The organism is uncultured Tateyamaria sp. (assembly GCF_947503045.1).
GTDB lineage: Bacteria > Pseudomonadota > Alphaproteobacteria > Rhodobacterales > Rhodobacteraceae > Tateyamaria.
The window spans coordinates 906,901-926,856 of record NZ_CANNCF010000001.1; the positions used below are offsets into that span (position 1 = coordinate 906,901).

Here is a 19,956-nt window from a genome sequence, read left to right on the forward strand (position 1 = left end):
AGCCGATGAAACTGAGAACTTCCGCACTGATGATCTGTGCCGCACTGAGCGTGGCGGCCTGTACCAACCCCAACCGCTTTGGCGGCGGCGAAGCGGGGGCTGATCCCTTTGCCAATGGCGGGGCCAATGCCGGGATTGCGGGCAGCGCGTCCGATCCATCCTCGCCTGCCTATTTCCAGCAATCCGTTGGCGATCGGGTGCTGTTTGCGGTGGACCAGTCGACACTTAGCCCCGAGGGGCGGTCGACCCTTGACGGGCAAGCCGTGTGGCTGTTGCAGAATGCCGATTTCACCGCCGTCATCGAAGGTCACGCGGATGAACAGGGCACGCGGGAATACAACCTCGCACTTGGGGCGCGGCGCGCGGATGCGGCGCGGGCCTATCTGGTGGCTCAGGGCGTACAATCCAGCCGCTTGCAGGTGGTCAGCTACGGCAAGGAACGTCCGATCGAGATTTGCAGCGAAGAGGCCTGCTATGCCAAGAACCGTCGCGCGGTGACCGTGCTGGCCGGTGGTCTGAGCAGTTAGGCGCACACGGGCGCAAAAGAAGGGGCAAGTGATGGTGCGTTTGATTGCAGTTCTGGTTCTGGCGCTGGGTGTTTCGGCGCCCCGCGCCGCCTTGGCGCAGGACGACGCCACGCTTGCCGACATCCGACAGGAACTGACGGTGCTTTATGTCGAGGTACAGCGGCTCAAACGGGAGTTGTCGACCACCGGCGGCACCGGCACAAGCGTGGGCAGCGGCGACACCTTTGATCGCATCGCTGCCATTGAAAGCGAATTGCAGCGCCTCACCGGCAAAAGCGAAGAGCTGGAATTCCGCATCGGGCGCGTGATCGAGGATGGCACCAACCGCATCGGCGATCTTGAATTCCGCCTGTGCGAGCTTGAAGAAGGCTGCGATATCGGCGCCCTTGGCGATACGCCCACATTGGGTGGCGGTGCGACCCCCGGCGTGCCCGCCATCGCGCCGGCCCCCGAAACCGGCACACAGCCCGAAACACAACTGGCGGCAAACGAACAGGCGGATTTCGAGCGGGCGCAGGAGGCGCTCGCCGCCCGTGACTTTCGCGCCGCCGCTGACCAGTTTGAGACCTTCAATCAGACCTACCCCGGCGGCCCCCTTGCAATAGAGGCGACGTTGCGGCGCGGCGAGGCGCTCGAAGGTCTGGGCGATGTGCGCGAAGGCGCGCGCGCGTACCTGTCGGCCTTTACGCTTGATCAACGGGGTCCGCTGGCCGCCGAGGCGCTTTATCGGCTGGGCAACGCCCTTGGTCGTCTTGGCCAGACCACCGAGGCCTGCGTCACCCTGGGCGAGGTCGGTATCCGCTTTCCTGGCGCTGCGGCTGTGACCGATGCCGAGGCCGCAATGCGCAATATCGGCTGTTCCTAGGCGATGCTGGCCCCCCTTCTTGACGCGATTGAGGAGCTGTTGTCGGGCCACCTCCCGGAGCGCTTGGGGGTTGCGGTGTCTGGGGGCGGGGATTCCGTGGCCTTGCTGGCCGCCCTTGTCGAATTTTCCAAAAAGAACCCGATTGATCTGCATGTGATCACCGTCGATCACGGTCTGCGCCCCGAAACGAAGCATGAAATCGCACTCGTCACGGATTTGTGCGCGCGCTGGGAATTGCCCCATCACGTCGAATTCTGGACCGGCTGGAAAGGGCAGGGGAACCTGCAGGCAGCGGCGCGCGATGCGCGCTATGGGCTGATTGCGGACTGGGCCTATGGCAACCAGATCACCCATGTCGGCCTTGGCCACACCGCCGATGATCAGGCCGAAACCTTTTTGATGCGCCTTGCGCGCGGGGCCGGAGTGGATGGGCTGAGCGCGATGTCACCGCGCCGCGTGCAACATGGCATCACCTGGGTGCGCCCGTTTCTGCGGGTCGAACGCTCGGCGCTGCGCACCTACCTGCGTGCGGCCCGCCTGGATTGGTGCGAAGATCCCAGCAACGAAAACCGCGATTTCGAACGCATCCGGGTGCGCGACGCGCTGACCGTGCTGGGCAGCCTCGGGGTGCAGACAGAGGCGCTGGTGGACGTGGCCCAGAACATGTCCCGGGCGCGCGAAGCGCTTGATTGGCAGACGTTTCTGGCCGCACAGGATGCAGCCACGCTGCTTTACGGGGCCATTGCGATTGATCTGCGCAAGTTTCGCATGCTGCCCGAAGAGATCGGGCGCCGCCTGATGGTGCATGCCATCACGTGGATCGCGGGCACCACCTATCCCCCCCGCCGCGACGCCATTGCGACCGTCATGCGCGCCGTACGCTCGGCCAGCGGGGCGACGCTGGAGGGCTGCCAGATCACAGTCGAAAACGATGTCATCTGGGTGTTTCGCGAGCTCAACACACTGGAGGATGTCACCTGCGAAGTCGGGGACATGTGGGACGACCGCTGGCTTGTCACCGGCCCCGAAGATGACCCCGATATCGAGGTGCGCGCCCTTGGATATGAGCAGCTAAGCGAGATTCCGGACTGGCGCACGCTGGGTCTGCCCCGCGCCGCCCTCGCTGTTACGCCGTCGGTGTGGTATGATGATCGCATGATCGCCGCACCCGTCGTGCGCCATGACCCGGACTGGGTGGCAGAGCTTGATGGCGGGCAAGATGCCTTTTTCGCCGCACTATTATCGCATTGAACCTCGCGATATCCTCTCTATCTTAAGACCAACGCTGTAGTGGGTCGCCCATACGGCCACATGTATCAGGAGATTTTCCTTGGGAAACGCACGTAACATCGCCTTCTGGGTGGTTCTGTTTTTGCTGATCTTGGCGTTGTTCAACTTGTTTGGCGGCTCCGGCAACACGCTTCAAAGCCGTGAAGTCAGCTATTCCGAGTTTGTGGCAGCGGTCGAAGATGGCTCGGTCAGCAATGTGACGCTGGATGGCGAGCAGGTGCGCTTTCGCCGCGGGTCCGACGATTTCGTGACGATCAAGCCCGAGGATGCAGAGGTCACGAACCTTCTGATTGAAAACAGTATTCCGGTGCGTGCGGAACAACAGCAACAATCCGGTTTCCAGACCTTCCTTGTGTCGCTGCTGCCGTTCCTGCTGCTGATCGGTGTCTGGGTTTACTTCATGAACCGGATGCAGGGTGGCGGCAAAGGCGGGGCCATGGGCTTTGGCAAATCCAAGGCCAAGATGCTGACCGAAAAGCATGGGCGCGTCACCTTTGACGATGTCGCAGGCATCGATGAGGCTAAGGAAGAGCTTGAGGAAATCGTCGAATTCCTGCGCAACCCACAGAAATTCTCGCGCCTTGGCGGTAAGATCCCCAAGGGCGCGCTGCTTGTCGGCCCTCCCGGCACTGGTAAAACCCTGCTGGCCCGCGCGATTGCGGGCGAGGCGGGCGTGCCCTTCTTCACCATTTCCGGCTCCGACTTTGTCGAGATGTTCGTCGGTGTGGGTGCGAGCCGTGTGCGCGACATGTTCGAACAGGCCAAGAAAAACGCGCCCTGCATCGTGTTTATCGACGAAATCGACGCCGTGGGTCGCCACCGGGGTGCCGGTTATGGCGGCGGCAATGACGAGCGCGAACAGACCTTGAACCAGCTGCTGGTCGAAATGGACGGCTTTGAGGCGAACGAGGGTGTAATCATCATCGCTGCGACCAACCGCAAGGACGTGCTGGACCCGGCCCTGTTGCGCCCCGGACGCTTTGACCGTCAGGTCACCGTTGGCAATCCCGACATCAAGGGCCGTGAGAAAATTCTTGGCGTGCATGCCCGCAAGACCCCTCTGGGCCCTGACGTCGATCTGCGCATCATCGCGCGCGGCACACCCGGGTTCTCCGGGGCTGATCTCGCCAACCTCGTGAATGAAGCGGCCTTGATGGCCGCCCGGATCGGACGCCGGTTCGTGACCATGATGGATTTCGAACAGGCCAAGGACAAGGTGATGATGGGCCCCGAGCGGCGCTCCATGGTCATGACGGCGGCGCAAAAGGAAATGACCGCCTATCACGAGGCCGGCCACGCGCTGGTCGGGATCAAGCTGCCCAAATGCGATCCGGTCTACAAGGCGACGATCATCCCGCGCGGCGGTGCCCTGGGTATGGTGATGAGCCTGCCCGAGATGGATCGCCTCAACATGTTCAAGGATGAATGCCACCAGCGTCTGGCCATGACCATGGCGGGCAAGGCGGCTGAAATCCACAAATACGGCCCGGATTCGGTGTCCAATGGCCCTGCGGGCGACATCATGCAGGCCAGCGGGCTGGCCCGTGCGATGGTGCTGCAGTGGGGCATGTCCGACAAGGTCGGCAACATCGACTACTCCGAAGCGGCCCAAGGCTATCAGGGCAACACCGCAGGTTTTTCCGTCTCTGCCAACACCAAGGAACTGGTGGAGCAGGAAGTGCAGAAGTTCATCCAGGACGGCTATGACTGGGCGCTCAAGATCATCTCGGAAAACGAAGAGGAATTCGAGCGTCTGGCCCAGGGCCTGCTGGAATACGAAACCCTGACCGGTGAAGAAATCAAGCGCGTCATGGCAGGCGAACCACCCCATGCGCCGGACGACGAAGATGGCGGCTCGAAAATCGAAGAAGAAAAGCCGAGCCTGACAGCCATTCCCAAGGCCAAGAAGAAATCCGGTCCCTCCGGCGATGGCGGGATGGAACCTGAACCCAGCACTTGATCCGCAAGTGTCTGGAACAGATAAGGGGCCCGCTTTGGCGGGCCTTTTTCTTTGCGGGCCGCGCGTCACGATTTTGGCACCGACCTTGCGCAAGGGCTGCGACACACGCAGGTTCTGAGCATGATCCGTATTCATTCGTCCCTGTCTGCTTCCATCCCTCTGTTTTATGCCGCTCTGCTGTGGCCGGGGCGCTATACCATTGCCGGATTGTTCGATCCCGAGGCCTATTATCCGGCCCTGATGTACGACAGCGGTGTGTGGTCTTTGCGTCTGTTGATTGCGGCCATCGCCGTCACCCCGATCCTGCTGGCGATCAATCGCCTTGGGCGGGGACAGGCGCTTGGGCGCTGGCTGTTGCGGCGGCGACGGCACCTGGGCCTTGCTTCGGCCTTTTATGCGGTGCTGCACATGGTCCACTACTTGCTTGAGGTGCGTACACTGGATGCGGTGCTGTTTGATGCGGTGCTGTTGGAATACGCCGTTGGGTGGCTCAGCTTTGTCCTGTTGGCCGCACTTGCTGTGACGTCGAATGACGCCTCTGTGCGCCGCCTTGGGCGCAACTGGAAACGACTGCACCTGTGGGTCTATCCGGCCGGGGCGCTGGCGTTCTGGCACTGGTATCTGCTGGACTGGTATGTGGGGCGGGTGGTGTTCTGGGTCGCCCTGTTTCTGGTGCCGCCGCTGTTGCAATGGATGCTGCGCCGGATCAGGGGGCGCATCTTTGCGCGCTGAGATCAAGGGTTGTGATCACGCGCCGACAAAGCGTCATTGGTCAAGCCTCGCCAAACACGTTAGCACGCGCTCGTAATTGGTTTTTCGGAGACACGCCCATGCCTGCACTTGCCCCCACGACCTATCAGGCACGGATCACCTGGCTGGGCCATGTGCCCGATCGCAAAGCATCCCTGCGGGCGGTGCCGGTTGAGGCGGTTGACGTCACGCTGGACGGTTTTGGCGGCGAAAGCCACAGCGGCGCGACGCGGCAGTCCTGCGTGCGGGTCAAAACGCAGTACCAGCAAGGCACCGTCATTCGCAACGTGCGCCAACTGAGCATTGTCAGCGCCGAAGAATTGGCCGCGACAGCCGCCGCCATGGAGCTTGATGCCATTGACCCTGCACTGATCGGGGCCTCGATGGTGATCGAGGGCATCCCGGATTTCAGCCACGTGCCCCCGTCCTCGCGATTGATGTCAGTCAGCGGCGTGGGGCTGGCCATCGATATGCAGAACCGTCCCTGCAGCCTCCCGGCCCGAGAGATCGAACAACAGGCTCCGGGCTTTGGGGGGCGCTACAAATCGGCGGCCAAAGGGCGGCGCGGCGTGACGGCCTGGGTCGAGCATGGCGGACATTTGACAGTGGGCGATGAACTGACCCTGCATGTGCCGGACCAGCCGGTCTGGGCACATCTGGACGCAGCGCGTCAGGGATAGGACTGCAGGCGTTCCGCAAAGCGCGCCTTATGCAGGCCCCACATCTACGGCAGAGATGCCTTCCAACCCCGTCTTGACCCTTGATTTTCAAAGCAATTCGCAGGCAAGCTTCGCCGCGAAGAACTGCCTTTGGGGAAGGGTACGGCGTGATAGATTACTACCTGGTGGCCGGGTACGGTGGCGTGGCCTTTTACCTCGGCTCCTACGGGCTGCTGCAACTGGGCGTGCTGAAGGGCAACAGCTATACCTACGCGGCGATGAACCTGATGGCCGCGGCCCTTGTTTTGGTGTCCCTGTTTCGCAACTGGAACCTGTTTTCGGCGATCATCCAGATCAGTTGGATCACCCTTTCGGTGGTCGGCATCGCGCGGGTCTGGGTGATGAGCAACATGCTGCGTTTCAGCGACGAGGAACAGGAGTTGCTCAAGACCCGTTTTCCGGCCCTGCGCGCGATCGAGGCCAAAAAGCTGATGGATGCCGGCACCTGGCACAACGGTGACGCGGGTGATGCGCTGACCCAACAGGGCGAGCCGGTCGAGGCGCTGACCTACCTCGCCGAAGGGGGCGTGGACATCGACGTGGGCGGACAGATCATCGCGCAGGTCGGCCCCGGCCAGTTCATCGGCGAGATGGCCTGCATGACCAGTGGCCCCGCCAGCGCGTCCGTGCGCCTGAACCAGCCGACCCGTTTTTTCAGCGCACCCTCAGATGCCCTGCGCCGTCTGGTGCGGCGCAATCCGGACATCGCGCCGCACCTCGATCTGGCCTTTTCGGGCAATATCCGCAGCAAGTTGATGGCCACCAACACGGTTCTGGAACAGACGATGAAAGCACGCGAAACCGTTCCTGCCCCCGACTGATCGTTTCCGAAACGAAACGATGGCGCGCATCGTGGCCGCTCAACCGCGCCGAAATGTCGGATTCGCACGTATGGGCTCTGGGCATGCGCCTGTATGCAGGTCACGACAAACGTGCCCATTTGACTTGCGGGGAGCATCATGGCCTACAAATCCGACATCGAAATCGCGCGCGAGGCGCAAAAGAAACCGATCCAGGAGATCGGGGCCAAGATCGGCATCGACAGCGCCGACCTGCTGCCATACGGCCATGACAAGGCCAAGGTCAGCCAGTCCTTTATCAACTCGGTCCAGGGTCGGGAAGACGGCAAGCTGATCCTTGTCACGGCGATCAATCCCACGCCTGCGGGTGAAGGCAAGACAACAACCACGGTGGGTCTGGGCGATGGCCTGAACCGCATCGGCAAAAATGCGATGGTCTGCATCCGCGAGGCCTCGCTGGGCCCGAACTTTGGTATGAAGGGTGGCGCCGCCGGGGGTGGTTACGCTCAGATTGTCCCGATGGAAGAGATGAACCTGCACTTCACAGGGGATTTTCACGCAATCACCTCGGCCCACTCGCTGCTGAGCGCGATGATCGACAACCACATCTATTGGGGCAACAGCCTTGAAATCGACACCCGCCGCGTTGTGTGGCGCCGCGTGGTCGACATGAACGACCGGGCCCTGCGCCAGATCACGGCGTCCCTGGGCGGTGTGGCCAACGGCTTCCCGCGCGAGGCGGGTTTTGACATCACCGTTGCCTCCGAAGTCATGGCGATCCTGTGCCTCGCCAAGGACCTCGCGGATCTGCAGAACCGTCTGGGCGACATGATCGTGGCCTATCGCCGCGACCGCTCGCCGGTCTTCTGCCGCGACATCAAGGCCGATGGCGCAATGACCGTTCTGCTCAAGGACGCGATGCAGCCCAACATCGTGCAGACACTGGAAAACAACCCGGCCTTTGTGCATGGCGGCCCGTTTGCCAACATCGCCCATGGCTGTAACTCGGTCATCGCGACGTCCACGGCGCTCAAGCTGACCGATTACGTCGTGACCGAAGCCGGGTTCGGCGCCGACCTTGGCGCCGAAAAGTTCATGAACATCAAGTGCCGCAAGGCGGGTCTTGCCCCGTCCGTGGTGGTCTGTGTGGCCACCGTGCGCGCGATGAAGATGAACGGCGGCGTGGCCAAGGCCGATCTGGGGGCCGAGAATGTCGACGCCGTCAAGGCCGGTTGCCCCAACCTTGGCCGTCACATCGAGAACTTGAAATCCTTTGGGGTCCCGGTGGTCGTGGCGATCAACCACTTTGTCACCGACACGGACGCCGAAGTGCAGGCGATCAAGGACTTTGTGGCCAGCCATGGTGCCGAAGCGGTCCTGTCGCGCCATTGGGAACTCGGGTCCGAAGGATCGGCCGACCTAGCCACCAAAGTCGCCGAACTGGCGGATGCGGGCACAGCCAACTTCGCCCCGATCTATCCAGACGAGATGTCGCTGGCCAACAAGATCCAGACTATCGCCAAGCGGATCTACCGTGCCGATGAGGCGCTGATGGATCAAAAGATCCGCGACCAGCTGAAGCTTTGGGAAGAGCAGGGCTATGGGCATCTGCCGGTCTGCATGGCCAAGACGCAGTACTCGTTCTCGACCGATCCGACCTTGCGCGGTGCGCCCACCGGGTTCTCCGTGCCGGTGCGCGAAGTGCGCCTGTCTGCCGGTGCCGGGTTTGTCGTGGTTGTCTGCGGCGAGATCATGACGATGCCGGGCCTGCCCCGCGTACCGTCCGCCGAGAGCATTCATCTCAATGACGCAGGCCAGATCGAAGGCCTGTTCTGATCCGGGCGGGGTCAACCCCGCCTTACAGATCACACGGCCCTGTCACGATTTTGGGACAGGGCCGCACAGCGATTGACCCGGTGACCCGCAGGCCCCAGCCTGTGGTCAAACAACCGGAGGAAAGACTCATGATGATCCGAACGATAGCTGCGATACTCACCGTGATGGCTGCGACGATGGCAGGCGCGCAAGACCGGTATGAAGGGTATTACTATCCCGAAATCACCTCGATCGAGGATTTTACCCGCGTCATCCGAGAGGCTCCGAATTCGGGCAAGGACGTGCGCGTCGGATTTGTAACCAACCTGACCGTCGCACAACTGGCCGCCCCTGAAAGCCCGCGTTTCGTGTTCTTTGCCAAGGGTGCGGATGCCAGACATCTCAACGTGATCGCGCTGGATGATGACGTGTTTGCAACGCTTTTCCGTGCCCGCGCAGTGCTGGCGCAGATGACGTCGAACATGCGCAACAATGAATTCTTCCGCCAACAGAACCTCGAAACTGTGGCGACCTTTTACGACCTTTTGCAGTTCATGGATTTTGACACGCTGGTGATCAGCGATGGCAAGACATGGGCCCATCAGGTCAATCTGACCCGGAACTAGAAAGGACGACGCATGACTGCGACCCTCATCGATGGCAAGGCCTTTGCCGCAACCGTGCGCGCCAAGGTCGCGGACCATGTGACCCGCCTCAAGGCAGATCACGGGGTCACCCCCGGTCTCGCGGTCATTCTGGTGGGCGCGGACCCGGCCAGCGAGGTCTATGTCGCGGCCAAGCACAAGCAGACGGTCGAGGTCGGCATGGCCTCGTTCGAGCATCGCCTGCCTGCGGATGTCTCCGAAGAGGTGCTGTTTGCGCTGATTGATGAGCTGAATGCCGACCCCTCCGTGCACGGCATCCTGTGCCAGTTTCCGGTGCCCGATCACTTGGATGAACGCGCCGTTGTGGCCCGAATCGACCCGGCCAAGGATGTCGACGGGCTGAGCGTGGTCAATGCCGGTCTGCTGGCCAGTGGCGAAACGGGGCTGGTGTCGTGCACGCCGCTCGGCTGCCTGATGCTGCTGCGTGACCAGTTGGGCAATATGTCTGGGATGGAGGCCGTGGTGATTGGCCGCTCGAACCTGTTCGGCAAGCCCATGGGGCAGCTTCTGTTGCGTGAAAACTGCACCGTCACCATCGCCCATTCCCGCACCAAGGACCTGGCCGCGGTGTGTCGCCGTGCCGACATTTTGGTCGCGGCTGTCGGCCGGGCCGAGATGGTCGAAGCGGATTGGGTCAAGCCCGGAGCCACGGTCATCGACGTGGGTATCACCCGCATCCCTCACCCTGAAAAACCCGGCAAAACCAAGCTGCTGGGCGATGTGAACTTCGATCAGGCCGCAACCGTGGCCCGCGCGATCACCCCCGTCCCGGGCGGCGTCGGTCCCATGACCATCGCCTGCCTGCTGGCCAACACCCTTACCGCCTGTTGCCGCGCTCATGACTTGGCCGAACCCGAAGGGCTGACCGCCTAACGCGGCATCGGCACCCGCACCGGGTGGGCCCCTGTCAGCACCGCCTGCGCGTCGCTGCGCATGAGCGTGGTGAGCGTTGCATCATGGCTGCGCAAACCGCCCGTATAGGTGCCATAGGCGGGCATGATCAGCCGATCATTGTCGATCAGGAACGCCGGCCGCGTGATCGCCCGTCCGCGCGTCGCAAGCGTCGCCTTGGGGTGGTAATGGCCCGAGATCTCTCCGTGCGTTCCGGCCTCGGCGATGTGGCGAAAGGTCAGGGGGCCTTGTGACAGTTCGCCCAGATGCGAGCCGCCAAACTCGACCGGACCGGGGTCGTGATTGCCCTCGATCCAGATCCAGCGGCGCCCTGCCTGCAAACGTGTGATCCAGAGGCGCTCGTCTTCTGGCAGGGACCGGGCAGCGGTCAGATCGTCAAAGCTGTCACCAAGGCAGATTACGGTGCGCGCGCCCGTCTGTTCGAGGTCATTTGCCAGCCGGGTAAGCGTGTCGCGCGTCTCGTAAGGGGGCAGGTGGCCGCCGCCGCGCCGGGCGATCCGCTCGGCCTTGCCCAGATGCAGATCAGAAACGCAGAGCAGCGCCTGATCCGGCCAGAACAAGGCACCCGAGCCGAGCGCCTTGAGCGCGGTGCCCGCCAATGTGAGATCGCACGTGTTCATACTTTGTTCATATCTGTGCTGATTGGGCGCATCAAGATGCGCCTTACGGATTTGGGGCTCTGCCCCGTCGCTGACGCGACTCCCCGGGATTTTTTCAAATCAGAGAAGGGGGTCAGAACGGCACCCGCCTGTCCCGTTTCGGGGGATCGGCGGGCAGGCCTGCGGTGCTCATCAGGCGCGCGGCCTCTTCGGCCAGCAGCTTTTCCTCGGCCAGCCCTTTGATCGGGACGCGCCCCACCTCCAGCAGCAGGGGGGCGGCGAGGGGCGTGACCCGCTCAAGTTCGATCAGATCAATCCGGTCGCCGATGCGTGCCGCCATCTCTTCGATCCGGCCAAAGTCGACAAGGCCGCGCATCGCCTCTTGCCGCGTGATGTTCAGCATCAGGTGGTCGGGATCGTACTTTGCCAGCGTATCGTAAAGAATGTCTGAACTGAACGTCGCCTGCCGTCCGGTCTTGCGGTTGGAGGGCAGATTGCGCTCGATCAGGCCCGCGATGGTGGCTGATGCGCGGAAGGTGCGTTTCATCACCGCGTTGCCCGCCAGCCAGCGATCAAGCCCGTCGCGCAAGGACGCGATGTCAAACAGCGGGGCCGGGTCGCGGATCGGATCAAGGCCCCAGATCAGAATGGCATAGTCCGTGGCAAGAAAGCCAAGCGGGTTGAGGCCGGTTTCCTCCATCCGTTTGGTCAGCAAAAGACCAAGCGTTTGCATGGCGTTACGCCCGGCAAAACCATAGACTGCGGCGTGGACGCGCCCGTCATGGGGAAAGCTTTCGATCAGCAAGCGCCCCGGTTCGGGCAGGCGCGAAACCTGCCGTTGCAGCGTGAGCCAGTCTGCTGTGTGCGCGGGCAGGTCAGGCCAGGCGTCGCGCTGAAACATCTCGATGATGCGGTGGCTGAGTTGGGTGGAGGTGGCGAATTTGGTGCCCAGAAAGGTCGCGATCTTGGGCTTTTTGGCCGCATCGCGGGTCACTTGCACGGTCATTTCGCGCAATGAGTCATAGCGCACGATCTGCCCGCCGATCAGGAACGTGTCGCCGGGGGTGAGCGAGGCGGCAAAGCCCTCCTCGATCTCGCCGAGCGGCTTACCGCCGCGTCCCTTGAAACGCACCTTGAGCGTGTCGGTGTCCTGAATGGTGCCGATGTTCATGCGTATCCGCTGGGCGCTGCGTGGGTCGCGCAATTGCCATTGACCGTCGGTGCGCTGTTGCAATCGTTGCCACTGGTCATAGGCGCGCAGGGCGTAGCCTCCCGTCGCGCAGAAATCGAGGCAGGCGTCGAATTCTTCTTTGGTTAGAGTGCTGTAGGCGCCTGCGGAGGTGACCTCCTTGTAGAGTGTGTCAGCATCAAAAGGCCCGGAGGCAGCGGCGATCAGGATGTGCTGGCAGAGCACATCGCGCGGACCGGGACCGCGGGGATCACCGTCAAGCGCGCCTTCTTTCACGGCCCCAAGCGCGGCGACGCATTCGACCACTTCGAAACGATTGGCGGGCACAAGCAGCGCCTTGGACGGCGCGTTGTACCGGTGGTTGGCGCGCCCGATCCGCTGCACGAGGCGTTTGACGTTCTTGGGCGCGCCGATCTGGATGATCAGGTCCACGTCGCCCCAATCGATGCCCAGATCGAGCGTGCCGGTGCAGACAATCGCCTTGAGCTGACCTGCGACCATCGCCTGTTCGACCTTTTCGCGCTGTTGGCGGTCGAGGCTGCCGTGATGAATGCCGATGGGCAGCCCTTCATCATTGGCGAGCCAGATATTGTGAAAATAAAGCTCGGCCTGAGCGCGGGTGTTGTGGAAAATAAGCGTTGTTTTATGCGCCTTTACCTGTTCGAGCACGGCCGGGATAGCGTATTTGCCACCCGCGCCGGACCAGGGCGGCGCCTCGTCCGTGACCAGCATCTGGATGTCGGGTGCGGGGCCGGGATCGGAGTGCAGAATGGGGCAGGGATCGGGGTGGCGGGCGAGCAGGTGGGCGATGGCATCCGGGTCCTCGACCGTGGCCGAGAGGCCCACGCGTTTGAGGTCGGGGCACATGGCTTGCAGACGCGAGAGCGCAAGGAACATCTGATCGCCCCGCTTGCTTTCCGCCAATGCGTGGATTTCGTCCACGATCACCCGTTTGAGGCCTGCAAACATGCGCGGTGCGTCCTCGTAACTTGTTAAAAGCGCAAGACTTTCCGGGGTCGTCAGCAGGATGTGGGGTGGGTCGGCGCGTTGCCGTTTCTTTTGCGTGGCTGAGGTATCGCCGGTGCGGTCCTCGATGCGGATCGGCAGGTCCATTTCCTCGACCGGGGTGCGCAGGTTGCGCTTGATATCGGCCGCCAGCGCCTTGAGCGGAGAGATGTAGAGCGTGTGTATTCCGTCATGTTCTCCGTCACTTAGGTCCGCCAGAGAGGGCAGGAACCCTGCGAGCGTCTTGCCCCCGCCGGTCGGGGCGATGAGGAGCAGGGCGGGTTCATCCGCGCGCTCGAGCATGGCCTGCTGATGCGGGTGGATCGTCCAGCCGCGGGAGGCGAACCAACTGGTGAAGTGTGCGGGGAGCGTGGCCATCGCCGCAAATGTAGCAGGCTGCGGATTGGGGGCCAGCCCCCAAAGAAACCAACACTTGGGGGCCGGCCCCCAAACAGACCGCCATTGGGGGCCAGCCCCCAAACCCCCGGGATTTTTGTTAATCAGAGAAGGGACTGGGCGCGTTTGGTGTTTTTACTCTATTTTCAGGGAGGTTAAGGCGAAAAACGCGATACACGGAGTGTGCACACCCTGTGCACCATGTGTGCACCGACTGGCATACGGAGGCCAAATCTTAATGCGGCGTGCGCTGTGTCAGGTGCGGGGCTTCAGGGCGCGGATGGTGGCCTGGACCTGCGCGGGCAGGGCCATGTCGGCCCCGTCCGGGGCGGCATCCATCGCGGCGGCCACATCCTTGACCAGAATACCGATGGAGTTGTCCGGCGCGTGCCCGTGTTTGGCAAATTCGATGGTCTCGAAACCGGAGGCGAGCCAGTTCTGGCCCGAGGCGGTTTCGATCAGGGCCAGCAGCTTGTCGGTGTCCATGCCAGCGGCATCGGCCCAATCGAGCACCAGCCGCGTCATCGCCGTATGCGAGGCGGCGAGCAGGTTGTTCAGCACCTTGGCCTGCATGCCGGACCCAAAGCCGCCCATGTGGTGAAAGTGCTTGCCCATAAGGGCGAGCAGGGGGATGGCGTCGTCGATGTCGCCCTGCGCGCCGCCGAGCATGAAGCTGAGGGTGCGGTCGCGCGCGGCCACTTGCGCGCCGGACATGGGCGCATCGATCAGGATGATGTGGGCGGGAATGCGCGCGCGCAAGCCATGTACATAGCGTGGCGACAGGGTCGAACAGATGAAGATGCGGGTGAGGTTGGGCGCGGTCGTAATCAGGTTTTGCGCGCCGAACAGCAGCGTGTCGGTCTGGCCCTCGTCGCGTACCACGCTGAACAGGGTGTCCAGACGCGGGGCAAAGCCCATCAGATTGGTTGTGACGTGATCGACACCCTTGTCCACCACGTCAAAGCCCATGGCGTGCGGCACGCCATCGCGCAGGGCCTCAAGCATGGGCAAGCCCATGCGGCCACAGCCTGCGACGCCGATCATTTGACGATATGTTCGTCCTTGACGAACATGTTGGCCCATGCACGGTCGATCAGCTCGGGCGTCATCTGCTTGGGAATGCCTTCGAAATTGCAGGTGGCGACCATCTGGTCAATCAGGAAGTTCGGTTGATAGTTGGCATAGATATTGTTGATGGTCGGGTATTTCTGCTTGAGCAGATAGACCAGCGCTTCTTCGTTGAGGGCCATGCCCTTATTGCGCGCGACCATGGCGAAAATCTTGAGGAAGTTTGCCTGGCTCGGCCCGTCGATCTTGATCTTGAAGAAGATCCGACGCAGGGCGGCCTGGTCAAAGATTTCGTTCGGGTGGAAGTTGGTCGAGAACACCACCAGCGTGTCGAACGGCACTTCGAACTTTTCGCCCGATTGCAGGGCGAGGATGTCCTTGGATTCCTCGAGCGGAACGATCCAGCGGTTGACCAGCGCCTGCGGGCTTTCGGCCTGACGTCCAAGGTCGTCCACGATGAAGATGCCGCCGGTCGATTTCAGCTGCAGCGGGGCCTGATAGGTCCGCGCGGTGGGGTTGTAGACCAGATCGAGCATCGACAGGCTGAGTTCACCGCCCGTCACAACCGTGGGCCGTTCGCATTTCACATAGCGCATGTCATGGGGCGTGCGGCGGCGCAGCGAAGTGGTGTCGTCGCCTGCGTCCTTGGACAGCACGTGCACGATGGGGTCATAGACCGTGATCACCTGACCGGCATATTCGATGGCGCGCGGCACATAGACCTGATCGCCAAGCGCGTCGCGGATGCCGTTGGAGATCGAGGACTTACCGTTGCCGGGAGGGCCATACATCAGGATCGAACGGCCAGCGGAGACGGCGGGGCCGAGCTGGTCCAAAAGGTCAGGGGGCAGCACCAGATGGCCCATGGCCCCGGTCAGCTGGGTCCGTGTGACCATGATATTGCGGATCGACTGGCGTTTGACCTGTTCGCTGTAGACAGACAGCGGCACCGGCATGGCGCCGAAATATTCCGACTGCGACAGGGCATCCAGCGCGCGCGCCTTGCCCTGATCGGTCAGCTGATAGCCCATTTCGTTGCCATTGTTGGCGTTGAGCGTGCCCGTCGCTTCCATCAGGCGCTGGTCGCGGCACATGTCGATCAGTTCCTGCACCACGGGGATCGGCAGGCACAGCGACGGCGACAGGTCAGAGACCATGTCGAGGTTCTTGCGGAACATCGTTTTGAGCAGGATATCCCGCATCATCACGACGGGGAGTTTCATTTCCTCCAGCCGTTTCGGGGCAGAGGGTGCGATCACGTCGGCGACTTGCATATTCATCGGTCAGGGCCTGTGCGTTAGACTGCTTTTGGCGAGCCTAGCGCAGGTTTCCGACCGAATTATGGCGATATGTCGTCAAGACCCGTGCAGGGCGGCCAGCACGAGATAGAGCGCAAGCGTGGGGCCAAGGGCAAAACCCATGGGGAATTTGCGCCCCTTTGCGCTCCAACTGTCCCAGGACGGGGCCATGTTGCGCAAGGGTGTGGCACGCGCGATGCGGTGCACCGCGTAGGCCGCCAGCAACACGGCCGCAAAAAGCGCCATCAGCAGACGCACATCGCCAAGGGCCACATATGGTGCGGCGGCGGCGAGAAACTTGGCATCCCCGGCCCCCATCGCGCCCGCGGCGTTCAGGACCATGCACACGACCAGCACGATGGCGAGGTGCGCCAGTTGCCACAGGTAGACGTCAAAGGGATAGAGAAACGGGCCCATCACCACAAACACCGCCGCAATCGCAATCACGGTGGGGTTTGTGATGCGCATCCGCGCAAGATCGGTATAGGCCACATAGAGGCACAGCGGCACCAGCAAGGGCAGGAACCACCACGCCACCAGCGCGGGCAGGGCCATCAGATCACCCGTTGTTTTCGAGCGCGCGCAGGGATCTCACCGCCGCTTCGAAGTGCTGGGGATGGGTTTCGATCGCATCGCGCAGCAGGCCTTTGCCGGTCTGCACATCGCCTTGTTTGACGGCTGTGAGGCCAAGGGTGTGCAGCAGTTGCGCCCGTTCGACCTGGTCCATGGGGACCACGGGCAGCGCATAGTTGCGCTGTGCGCCGCGGGCCAGGATCAGGTTGTTCTTGGCCGTAAACAGGTTCGGGTCCTGCCGGATCGCGTCGCCAAAGAGCCGCTCGGCATCCTTGAAATCACCGCGTGTCAGCTTGGAATAGCCCCAGTTGTTCAGCACGCCCGAGGGCCGCGTGGTCAGGCCCACGGCGGTTTCATAGAAACTGTCGGCCTTTTTCCATTCCTTGTTGCTGTCGGCGATCAGCGCCTCGAGCCGGTAGCGTTTGAATGTCTCGAAGGTGGGGGGCACCTTGTCGAGTTCCTGTTCGGCGCGCGCCCAGTCGCCCGAGCGCAGCAGGGCGTCGGCATAGTCGACGCGGTCGTCATTGGTGGCGCCATCCAGCTTGATCACCTTGGCATAGGCCGGGGCCGCCTCGGAATAGCGTTTGGCGCGCACATAGCTGGAGGCCAGACCGCGTTGCACGTCGATGCGGTCGGGATTGTCCGCGGCGGTGCGCTGGAAATAGGTCACCGCCTCGTTGGGGTCAGCGACGGTCAGCATCACGTCGTTCAGATCGCTTTCGTCGATCACGTTCACGTCCTGGAACGCGCGTTCGACGGTTTGATCTGCGGATTTCTGTTCACATGCCGACAGGGCCATTGCCCCTGCCAGAGAGACGGCCAAAACTACGGGGTGGCGCATGTTTGCGTCCTTTTCCTGCTCGTTCACGCCGGACTTTTGTGTCCGGTCGCATCACTTCGCGCCAGATGGCGCACCTCAAATTCGGTCAGCAGATCGGATCAGATAGTCACTGCTGCCGCGTCGGACCAGTTTATACTGGTTCTCGTTCTCATCCAGAGTATCAGAGTTTTCTATTTTTGCGAGGGCCAAGCGTAAATTATCCCTGATGAGTGTGCTTTCTCCGTCATCAAGGGCGAAGGCGCGGCGCAGGACCTGCACGGCCTCGTAGGTTTCGCCCCGTTCCATCAGCACAACGCCAAGGTTGTTGAGGTCTTCGGGGACGGGGTCGAATTCGGTGGTGGCGCGGCGCAAAAGGGTTTCGGCCTGTCCCAGCCGACCCAGACCCAGATTGGCAGTGCCGAGGGCCGACAGGATTTCGCCGTCATAACCGCCCCGGTCCAGTGCTGCGCGGTTGAAGGATTTGATGGCCAGTTCGAACTCTCCGGCGGCGATCAGGCGGTGCCCGACCTCGACCCCGTCCACCGCATCGCCGCGCCGGTCCACGCCGGGGGCGAAGGGGCCGGTGTCGCCCACGTTGATGCCGCCCGTGGAACAGGCGGCCAGCGACAGCGAAAGAATGAGGGCCCAGAACGCCCGAATGCCTGACATCATTTGGCCTTTGCGACCTTTTTATACGACTGCATCGCACGGAGTTTCCCCCGCGCGATGCATGTCTTTTAGCACAAAACTGCGCTCTGGCTAGTTCCCCATGTTGCCCAGCTGCGTGATGCCGTGCACCGAGGGGCCCACAAGGATGATCAGCAGCGGCGGAACCGTCAGCATCATTGTGGCCAGCGTCATCTTGGTCGGCAGCTTGTTGGCCGCCTCTTCGGCGCGCATCACGCGCTTGTCGCGCATTTCGCTGGCAAAGACGCGCAGCGCATCCGCGATCGAGGTACCAAAGCTTGCCGATTGGACCAGCACGGTCACGAACGAGGCCACGTCCTGCACGCCGCAGCGTTCGCCCATGTCCTGCAGCACGGTGACCTTGTCCTTGCCGGCCTTCATCTCGTAGCTGACGACCTGGAATTCGTCGGCGAGGGCAGGGAAAGAGGCGCGCAATTCGCCCGCAATCCGCGTGATCGCCTGATCAAGGGACTGACCGGCCTCGACGCAGACCAGCATCATGTCCAGCGCGTCCGGGAAGCCCTGGGTGATCTCTTCCTTGCGGGCCTCGACCCGGCGGGTGATCCAGTATTGCGGCAGGTAGTAGCCAACGCCGCCCGGACCAACCGTCCACATGATGATCTTTTGCGTGGTCATGTTGTCTGTCCCAACCACAAAGTTGGTATAGATCACGCCCGCAATCAGGCCCAGCACGCCAAGGATGAACTGCGCGGCATGGAACATCCGCACCGAGTCGCGCGACTGGTAGCCCGCCTGGCGCAGCATCAGCTGGCGCTTGGACAGTTCGGCCACGTCCTCGGGTTCGAGGAACTTGGAAAACCGTTCCAGTTGTTCGTTGCGCGCACCCTGACGCAGACGCTCTTTTTGCGAGCCCGTGTGCTGGGAGTGGCTGTTTTTCTTAAGCTTGGCGAGCGGATCTTCGGGCTGGCGCATCATCATGATGATGACCATGACGATCATCATGAAACCCAGCACACCGACGATGATGATGGGGCCAAGGGGGCCGAGAAGATCGGTGATTGGCTGTAACAGGGCGTCCATAATCGGGCTCCTCAAACTTTGATATTGGTCAGGACGCGCATCACAACGAGGTTAACGCACAAGAAGATACCGACGACGAAACAGGCCGGGATGAACCACGGGTGGTCGCGCACTTCGTCATAGTAGTGCGGGTCACCAATGTTGATCACGACCAGCGCAACCAGCGGGAAGGCGGACAGGAACTTGCCCGACCACTTGGCCTCGGCCGTGATCGCCTTGACCCGGCGGAACAGGCGGAAGCGGGCGCGGATCACCTTGGCCAGACCCATCAGGATCTCGGCGAGGTTACCACCCGATTGCTGCTGGATGGTCACGGCCACAGCGAGAAAGCGCAAATCCTGCATGTCCAGCCGCTCGGCCATGGCCTTGAGCGATTCACCGACGTCGCGGCCAAAGGCGGATTCATCCGCGATCACCCCGAATTCGGAAGCCAGCGGGTCCTGCACCTCTTTGGCGACGATCTGGATCGCCGAGCTGAACGGGTGACCCACGCGCAACGAGCGCACCATGAGTTCGACGGCGTCAGGAAGCTGTTCCTCGATCATGCCCATGCGTTTGCTGGCTTTGGACGAAACCCAGAAGAAGACCGCACCGATGCCGATGACAACGGACAACAGCACGCGCACGGGCACCTCGGTTTCGGTCCCGACGCTGAGGCCGACAAAGGCCACTGCTGACAGACCGCCCATGATCATGATCAACTGTTGCGGGGTAAAGGCGATGGCCGCCTTTTGCGCCCGTTCGGCAAGCAGCGAATAAAGCGGGATGGAGCGTGCGCCCATGTGCTGCTGCATTTCCTTGCGCAGCTGTTCGAGCACTTCCTCGCGCCGTCCGCCTGCCTTGTTCAGCATTTCCAGACGACGGTTGACCCGGTTGTTCAGGCTGATCGATTTCCCAAAGGCGACAAGGTAAATCCCTTCGACGAGCACAAGCACGCCGATAAAGATCAACCCGTAAATAATTGGTTCTGCACTCAT

At 62.1% G+C, this 19,956-nt stretch carries 19 protein-coding genes; 10 read left to right on the forward strand and 9 right to left on the reverse strand.

The window, feature by feature from the left end; genetic code table 11:
- Positions 1 to 5 precede the first annotated feature (5 nt).
- The 10 genes from pal (at position 6) to folD (ending at position 10,264) form a co-directional block, all read left to right on the forward strand.
- Positions 6 to 527: a peptidoglycan-associated lipoprotein Pal gene (pal, locus tag Q1A89_RS04650; RefSeq protein WP_299724396.1), complete on the forward strand. Its 522-nt coding sequence runs from the start codon at positions 6 to 8 to the stop codon at positions 525 to 527.
- 31 nt (positions 528 to 558) lie between these two features.
- Entirely contained in the window at positions 559 to 1,392 is an 834-nt protein-coding gene (locus Q1A89_RS04655; protein WP_299724398.1) for a tetratricopeptide repeat protein, read from the forward strand.
- Positions 1,393 to 1,395: 3 nt separating this feature from the next.
- Positions 1,396 to 2,643: a tRNA lysidine(34) synthetase TilS gene (gene tilS / locus Q1A89_RS04660; RefSeq protein WP_299724400.1), complete on the forward strand. Its 1,248-nt coding sequence runs from the start codon at positions 1,396 to 1,398 to the stop codon at positions 2,641 to 2,643.
- A 79-nt stretch (positions 2,644 to 2,722) separates the two neighbouring features.
- Positions 2,723 to 4,642, forward strand: coding sequence for an ATP-dependent zinc metalloprotease FtsH (gene ftsH / locus Q1A89_RS04665; protein WP_299724402.1), 1,920 nt, complete (start codon positions 2,723 to 2,725; stop codon positions 4,640 to 4,642).
- Between the two features lie 120 nt (positions 4,643 to 4,762).
- Positions 4,763 to 5,374 (forward strand): ferric reductase-like transmembrane domain-containing protein, encoded by a 612-nt coding sequence (locus tag Q1A89_RS04670; RefSeq protein ID WP_299724404.1) that lies wholly within the window; start codon positions 4,763 to 4,765, stop codon positions 5,372 to 5,374.
- Between the two features lie 98 nt (positions 5,375 to 5,472).
- Positions 5,473 to 6,072, forward strand: coding sequence for an MOSC domain-containing protein (locus Q1A89_RS04675; RefSeq protein ID WP_299724406.1), 600 nt, complete (start codon positions 5,473 to 5,475; stop codon positions 6,070 to 6,072).
- A gap of 146 nt (positions 6,073 to 6,218) precedes the next feature.
- Entirely contained in the window at positions 6,219 to 6,932 is a 714-nt protein-coding gene (locus Q1A89_RS04680; RefSeq protein WP_299724408.1) for a cyclic nucleotide-binding domain-containing protein, read from the forward strand.
- A 138-nt stretch (positions 6,933 to 7,070) separates the two neighbouring features.
- Positions 7,071 to 8,747, forward strand: a complete 1,677-nt coding sequence (locus tag Q1A89_RS04685; RefSeq protein ID WP_299724410.1) for a formate--tetrahydrofolate ligase — start codon at positions 7,071 to 7,073, stop codon at positions 8,745 to 8,747.
- Between the two features lie 128 nt (positions 8,748 to 8,875).
- Positions 8,876 to 9,352, forward strand: coding sequence for a hypothetical protein (locus Q1A89_RS04690; protein WP_299724412.1), 477 nt, complete (start codon positions 8,876 to 8,878; stop codon positions 9,350 to 9,352).
- A gap of 12 nt (positions 9,353 to 9,364) precedes the next feature.
- A complete protein-coding gene (gene folD / locus Q1A89_RS04695) occupies positions 9,365 to 10,264 on the forward strand; it encodes a bifunctional methylenetetrahydrofolate dehydrogenase/methenyltetrahydrofolate cyclohydrolase FolD (protein WP_299724414.1) in 900 nt (299 codons plus the stop codon).
- Here the strand turns inward: folD and pdeM are convergent.
- The 9 genes from pdeM to Q1A89_RS04740 all read right to left on the reverse strand — a co-directional run bounded on the left by pdeM (position 10,261) and on the right by Q1A89_RS04740 (position 19,956).
- The gene (gene pdeM / locus Q1A89_RS04700; RefSeq protein WP_299724416.1) at positions 10,261 to 10,923 is read right to left on the reverse strand and encodes a ligase-associated DNA damage response endonuclease PdeM; all 663 of its coding nucleotides are present in this window, start codon (positions 10,921 to 10,923) and stop codon (positions 10,261 to 10,263) included. The genes folD and pdeM overlap by 4 nt on opposite strands.
- A 112-nt stretch (positions 10,924 to 11,035) precedes the next feature.
- Positions 11,036 to 13,474 (reverse strand): ligase-associated DNA damage response DEXH box helicase, encoded by a 2,439-nt coding sequence (locus tag Q1A89_RS04705; protein ID WP_299724418.1) that lies wholly within the window; start codon positions 13,472 to 13,474, stop codon positions 11,036 to 11,038.
- A 273-nt stretch (positions 13,475 to 13,747) separates the two neighbouring features.
- Entirely contained in the window at positions 13,748 to 14,536 is a 789-nt protein-coding gene (locus Q1A89_RS04710; protein WP_299724420.1) for an NAD(P)-binding domain-containing protein, read from the reverse strand.
- Positions 14,533 to 15,840, reverse strand: coding sequence for an ATPase (locus Q1A89_RS04715; RefSeq protein WP_299724422.1), 1,308 nt, complete (start codon positions 15,838 to 15,840; stop codon positions 14,533 to 14,535). The genes Q1A89_RS04710 and Q1A89_RS04715 overlap by 4 nt, the downstream gene beginning before the upstream one ends.
- 75 nt (positions 15,841 to 15,915) lie before the next feature.
- Positions 15,916 to 16,413, reverse strand: coding sequence for a prepilin peptidase (locus Q1A89_RS04720; RefSeq protein WP_299724424.1), 498 nt, complete (start codon positions 16,411 to 16,413; stop codon positions 15,916 to 15,918).
- Between the two features lie 4 nt (positions 16,414 to 16,417).
- The gene (locus Q1A89_RS04725) at positions 16,418 to 17,272 is read right to left on the reverse strand and encodes a tetratricopeptide repeat protein (protein ID WP_299724426.1); all 855 of its coding nucleotides are present in this window, start codon (positions 17,270 to 17,272) and stop codon (positions 16,418 to 16,420) included.
- Positions 17,273 to 17,347: 75 nt separating this feature from the next.
- A complete protein-coding gene (locus Q1A89_RS04730) occupies positions 17,348 to 17,923 on the reverse strand; it encodes a tetratricopeptide repeat protein (protein WP_299724428.1) in 576 nt (191 codons plus the stop codon).
- 87 nt (positions 17,924 to 18,010) lie between these two features.
- Positions 18,011 to 18,979: a type II secretion system F family protein gene (locus Q1A89_RS04735; RefSeq protein ID WP_299724430.1), complete on the reverse strand. Its 969-nt coding sequence runs from the start codon at positions 18,977 to 18,979 to the stop codon at positions 18,011 to 18,013.
- An 11-nt stretch (positions 18,980 to 18,990) separates the two neighbouring features.
- Positions 18,991 to 19,956: a type II secretion system F family protein gene (locus tag Q1A89_RS04740; RefSeq protein WP_299724432.1), complete on the reverse strand. Its 966-nt coding sequence runs from the start codon at positions 19,954 to 19,956 to the stop codon at positions 18,991 to 18,993.

Coding starts and splice junctions, on each gene's coding strand:
- pal (WP_299724396.1), top strand. CDS start 6: ATGAAACTGAGAACTTCCGCACTGATGATCTGTGCCGCACTGAGCGTG.
- Q1A89_RS04655 (WP_299724398.1), top strand. CDS start 559: ATGGTGCGTTTGATTGCAGTTCTGGTTCTGGCGCTGGGTGTTTCGGCG.
- tilS (WP_299724400.1), top strand. CDS start 1,396: ATGCTGGCCCCCCTTCTTGACGCGATTGAGGAGCTGTTGTCGGGCCAC.
- Q1A89_RS04670 (WP_299724404.1), top strand. CDS start 4,763: ATGATCCGTATTCATTCGTCCCTGTCTGCTTCCATCCCTCTGTTTTAT.
- Q1A89_RS04675 (WP_299724406.1), top strand. CDS start 5,473: ATGCCTGCACTTGCCCCCACGACCTATCAGGCACGGATCACCTGGCTG.
- Q1A89_RS04685 (WP_299724410.1), top strand. CDS start 7,071: ATGGCCTACAAATCCGACATCGAAATCGCGCGCGAGGCGCAAAAGAAA.
- Q1A89_RS04690 (WP_299724412.1), top strand. CDS start 8,876: ATGATGATCCGAACGATAGCTGCGATACTCACCGTGATGGCTGCGACG.
- folD (WP_299724414.1), top strand. CDS start 9,365: ATGACTGCGACCCTCATCGATGGCAAGGCCTTTGCCGCAACCGTGCGC.
- pdeM (WP_299724416.1), bottom strand. CDS start 10,923: ATGAACACGTGCGATCTCACATTGGCGGGCACCGCGCTCAAGGCGCTC.
- Q1A89_RS04705 (WP_299724418.1), bottom strand. CDS start 13,474: ATGGCCACGCTCCCCGCACACTTCACCAGTTGGTTCGCCTCCCGCGGC.
- Q1A89_RS04710 (WP_299724420.1), bottom strand. CDS start 14,536: ATGATCGGCGTCGCAGGCTGTGGCCGCATGGGCTTGCCCATGCTTGAG.
- Q1A89_RS04715 (WP_299724422.1), bottom strand. CDS start 15,840: ATGAATATGCAAGTCGCCGACGTGATCGCACCCTCTGCCCCGAAACGG.
- Q1A89_RS04720 (WP_299724424.1), bottom strand. CDS start 16,413: ATGGCCCTGCCCGCGCTGGTGGCGTGGTGGTTCCTGCCCTTGCTGGTG.
- Q1A89_RS04725 (WP_299724426.1), bottom strand. CDS start 17,272: ATGCGCCACCCCGTAGTTTTGGCCGTCTCTCTGGCAGGGGCAATGGCC.
- Q1A89_RS04730 (WP_299724428.1), bottom strand. CDS start 17,923: ATGATGTCAGGCATTCGGGCGTTCTGGGCCCTCATTCTTTCGCTGTCG.
- Q1A89_RS04735 (WP_299724430.1), bottom strand. CDS start 18,979: ATGGACGCCCTGTTACAGCCAATCACCGATCTTCTCGGCCCCCTTGGC.
- Q1A89_RS04740 (WP_299724432.1), bottom strand. CDS start 19,956: ATGAGTGCAGAACCAATTATTTACGGGTTGATCTTTATCGGCGTGCTT.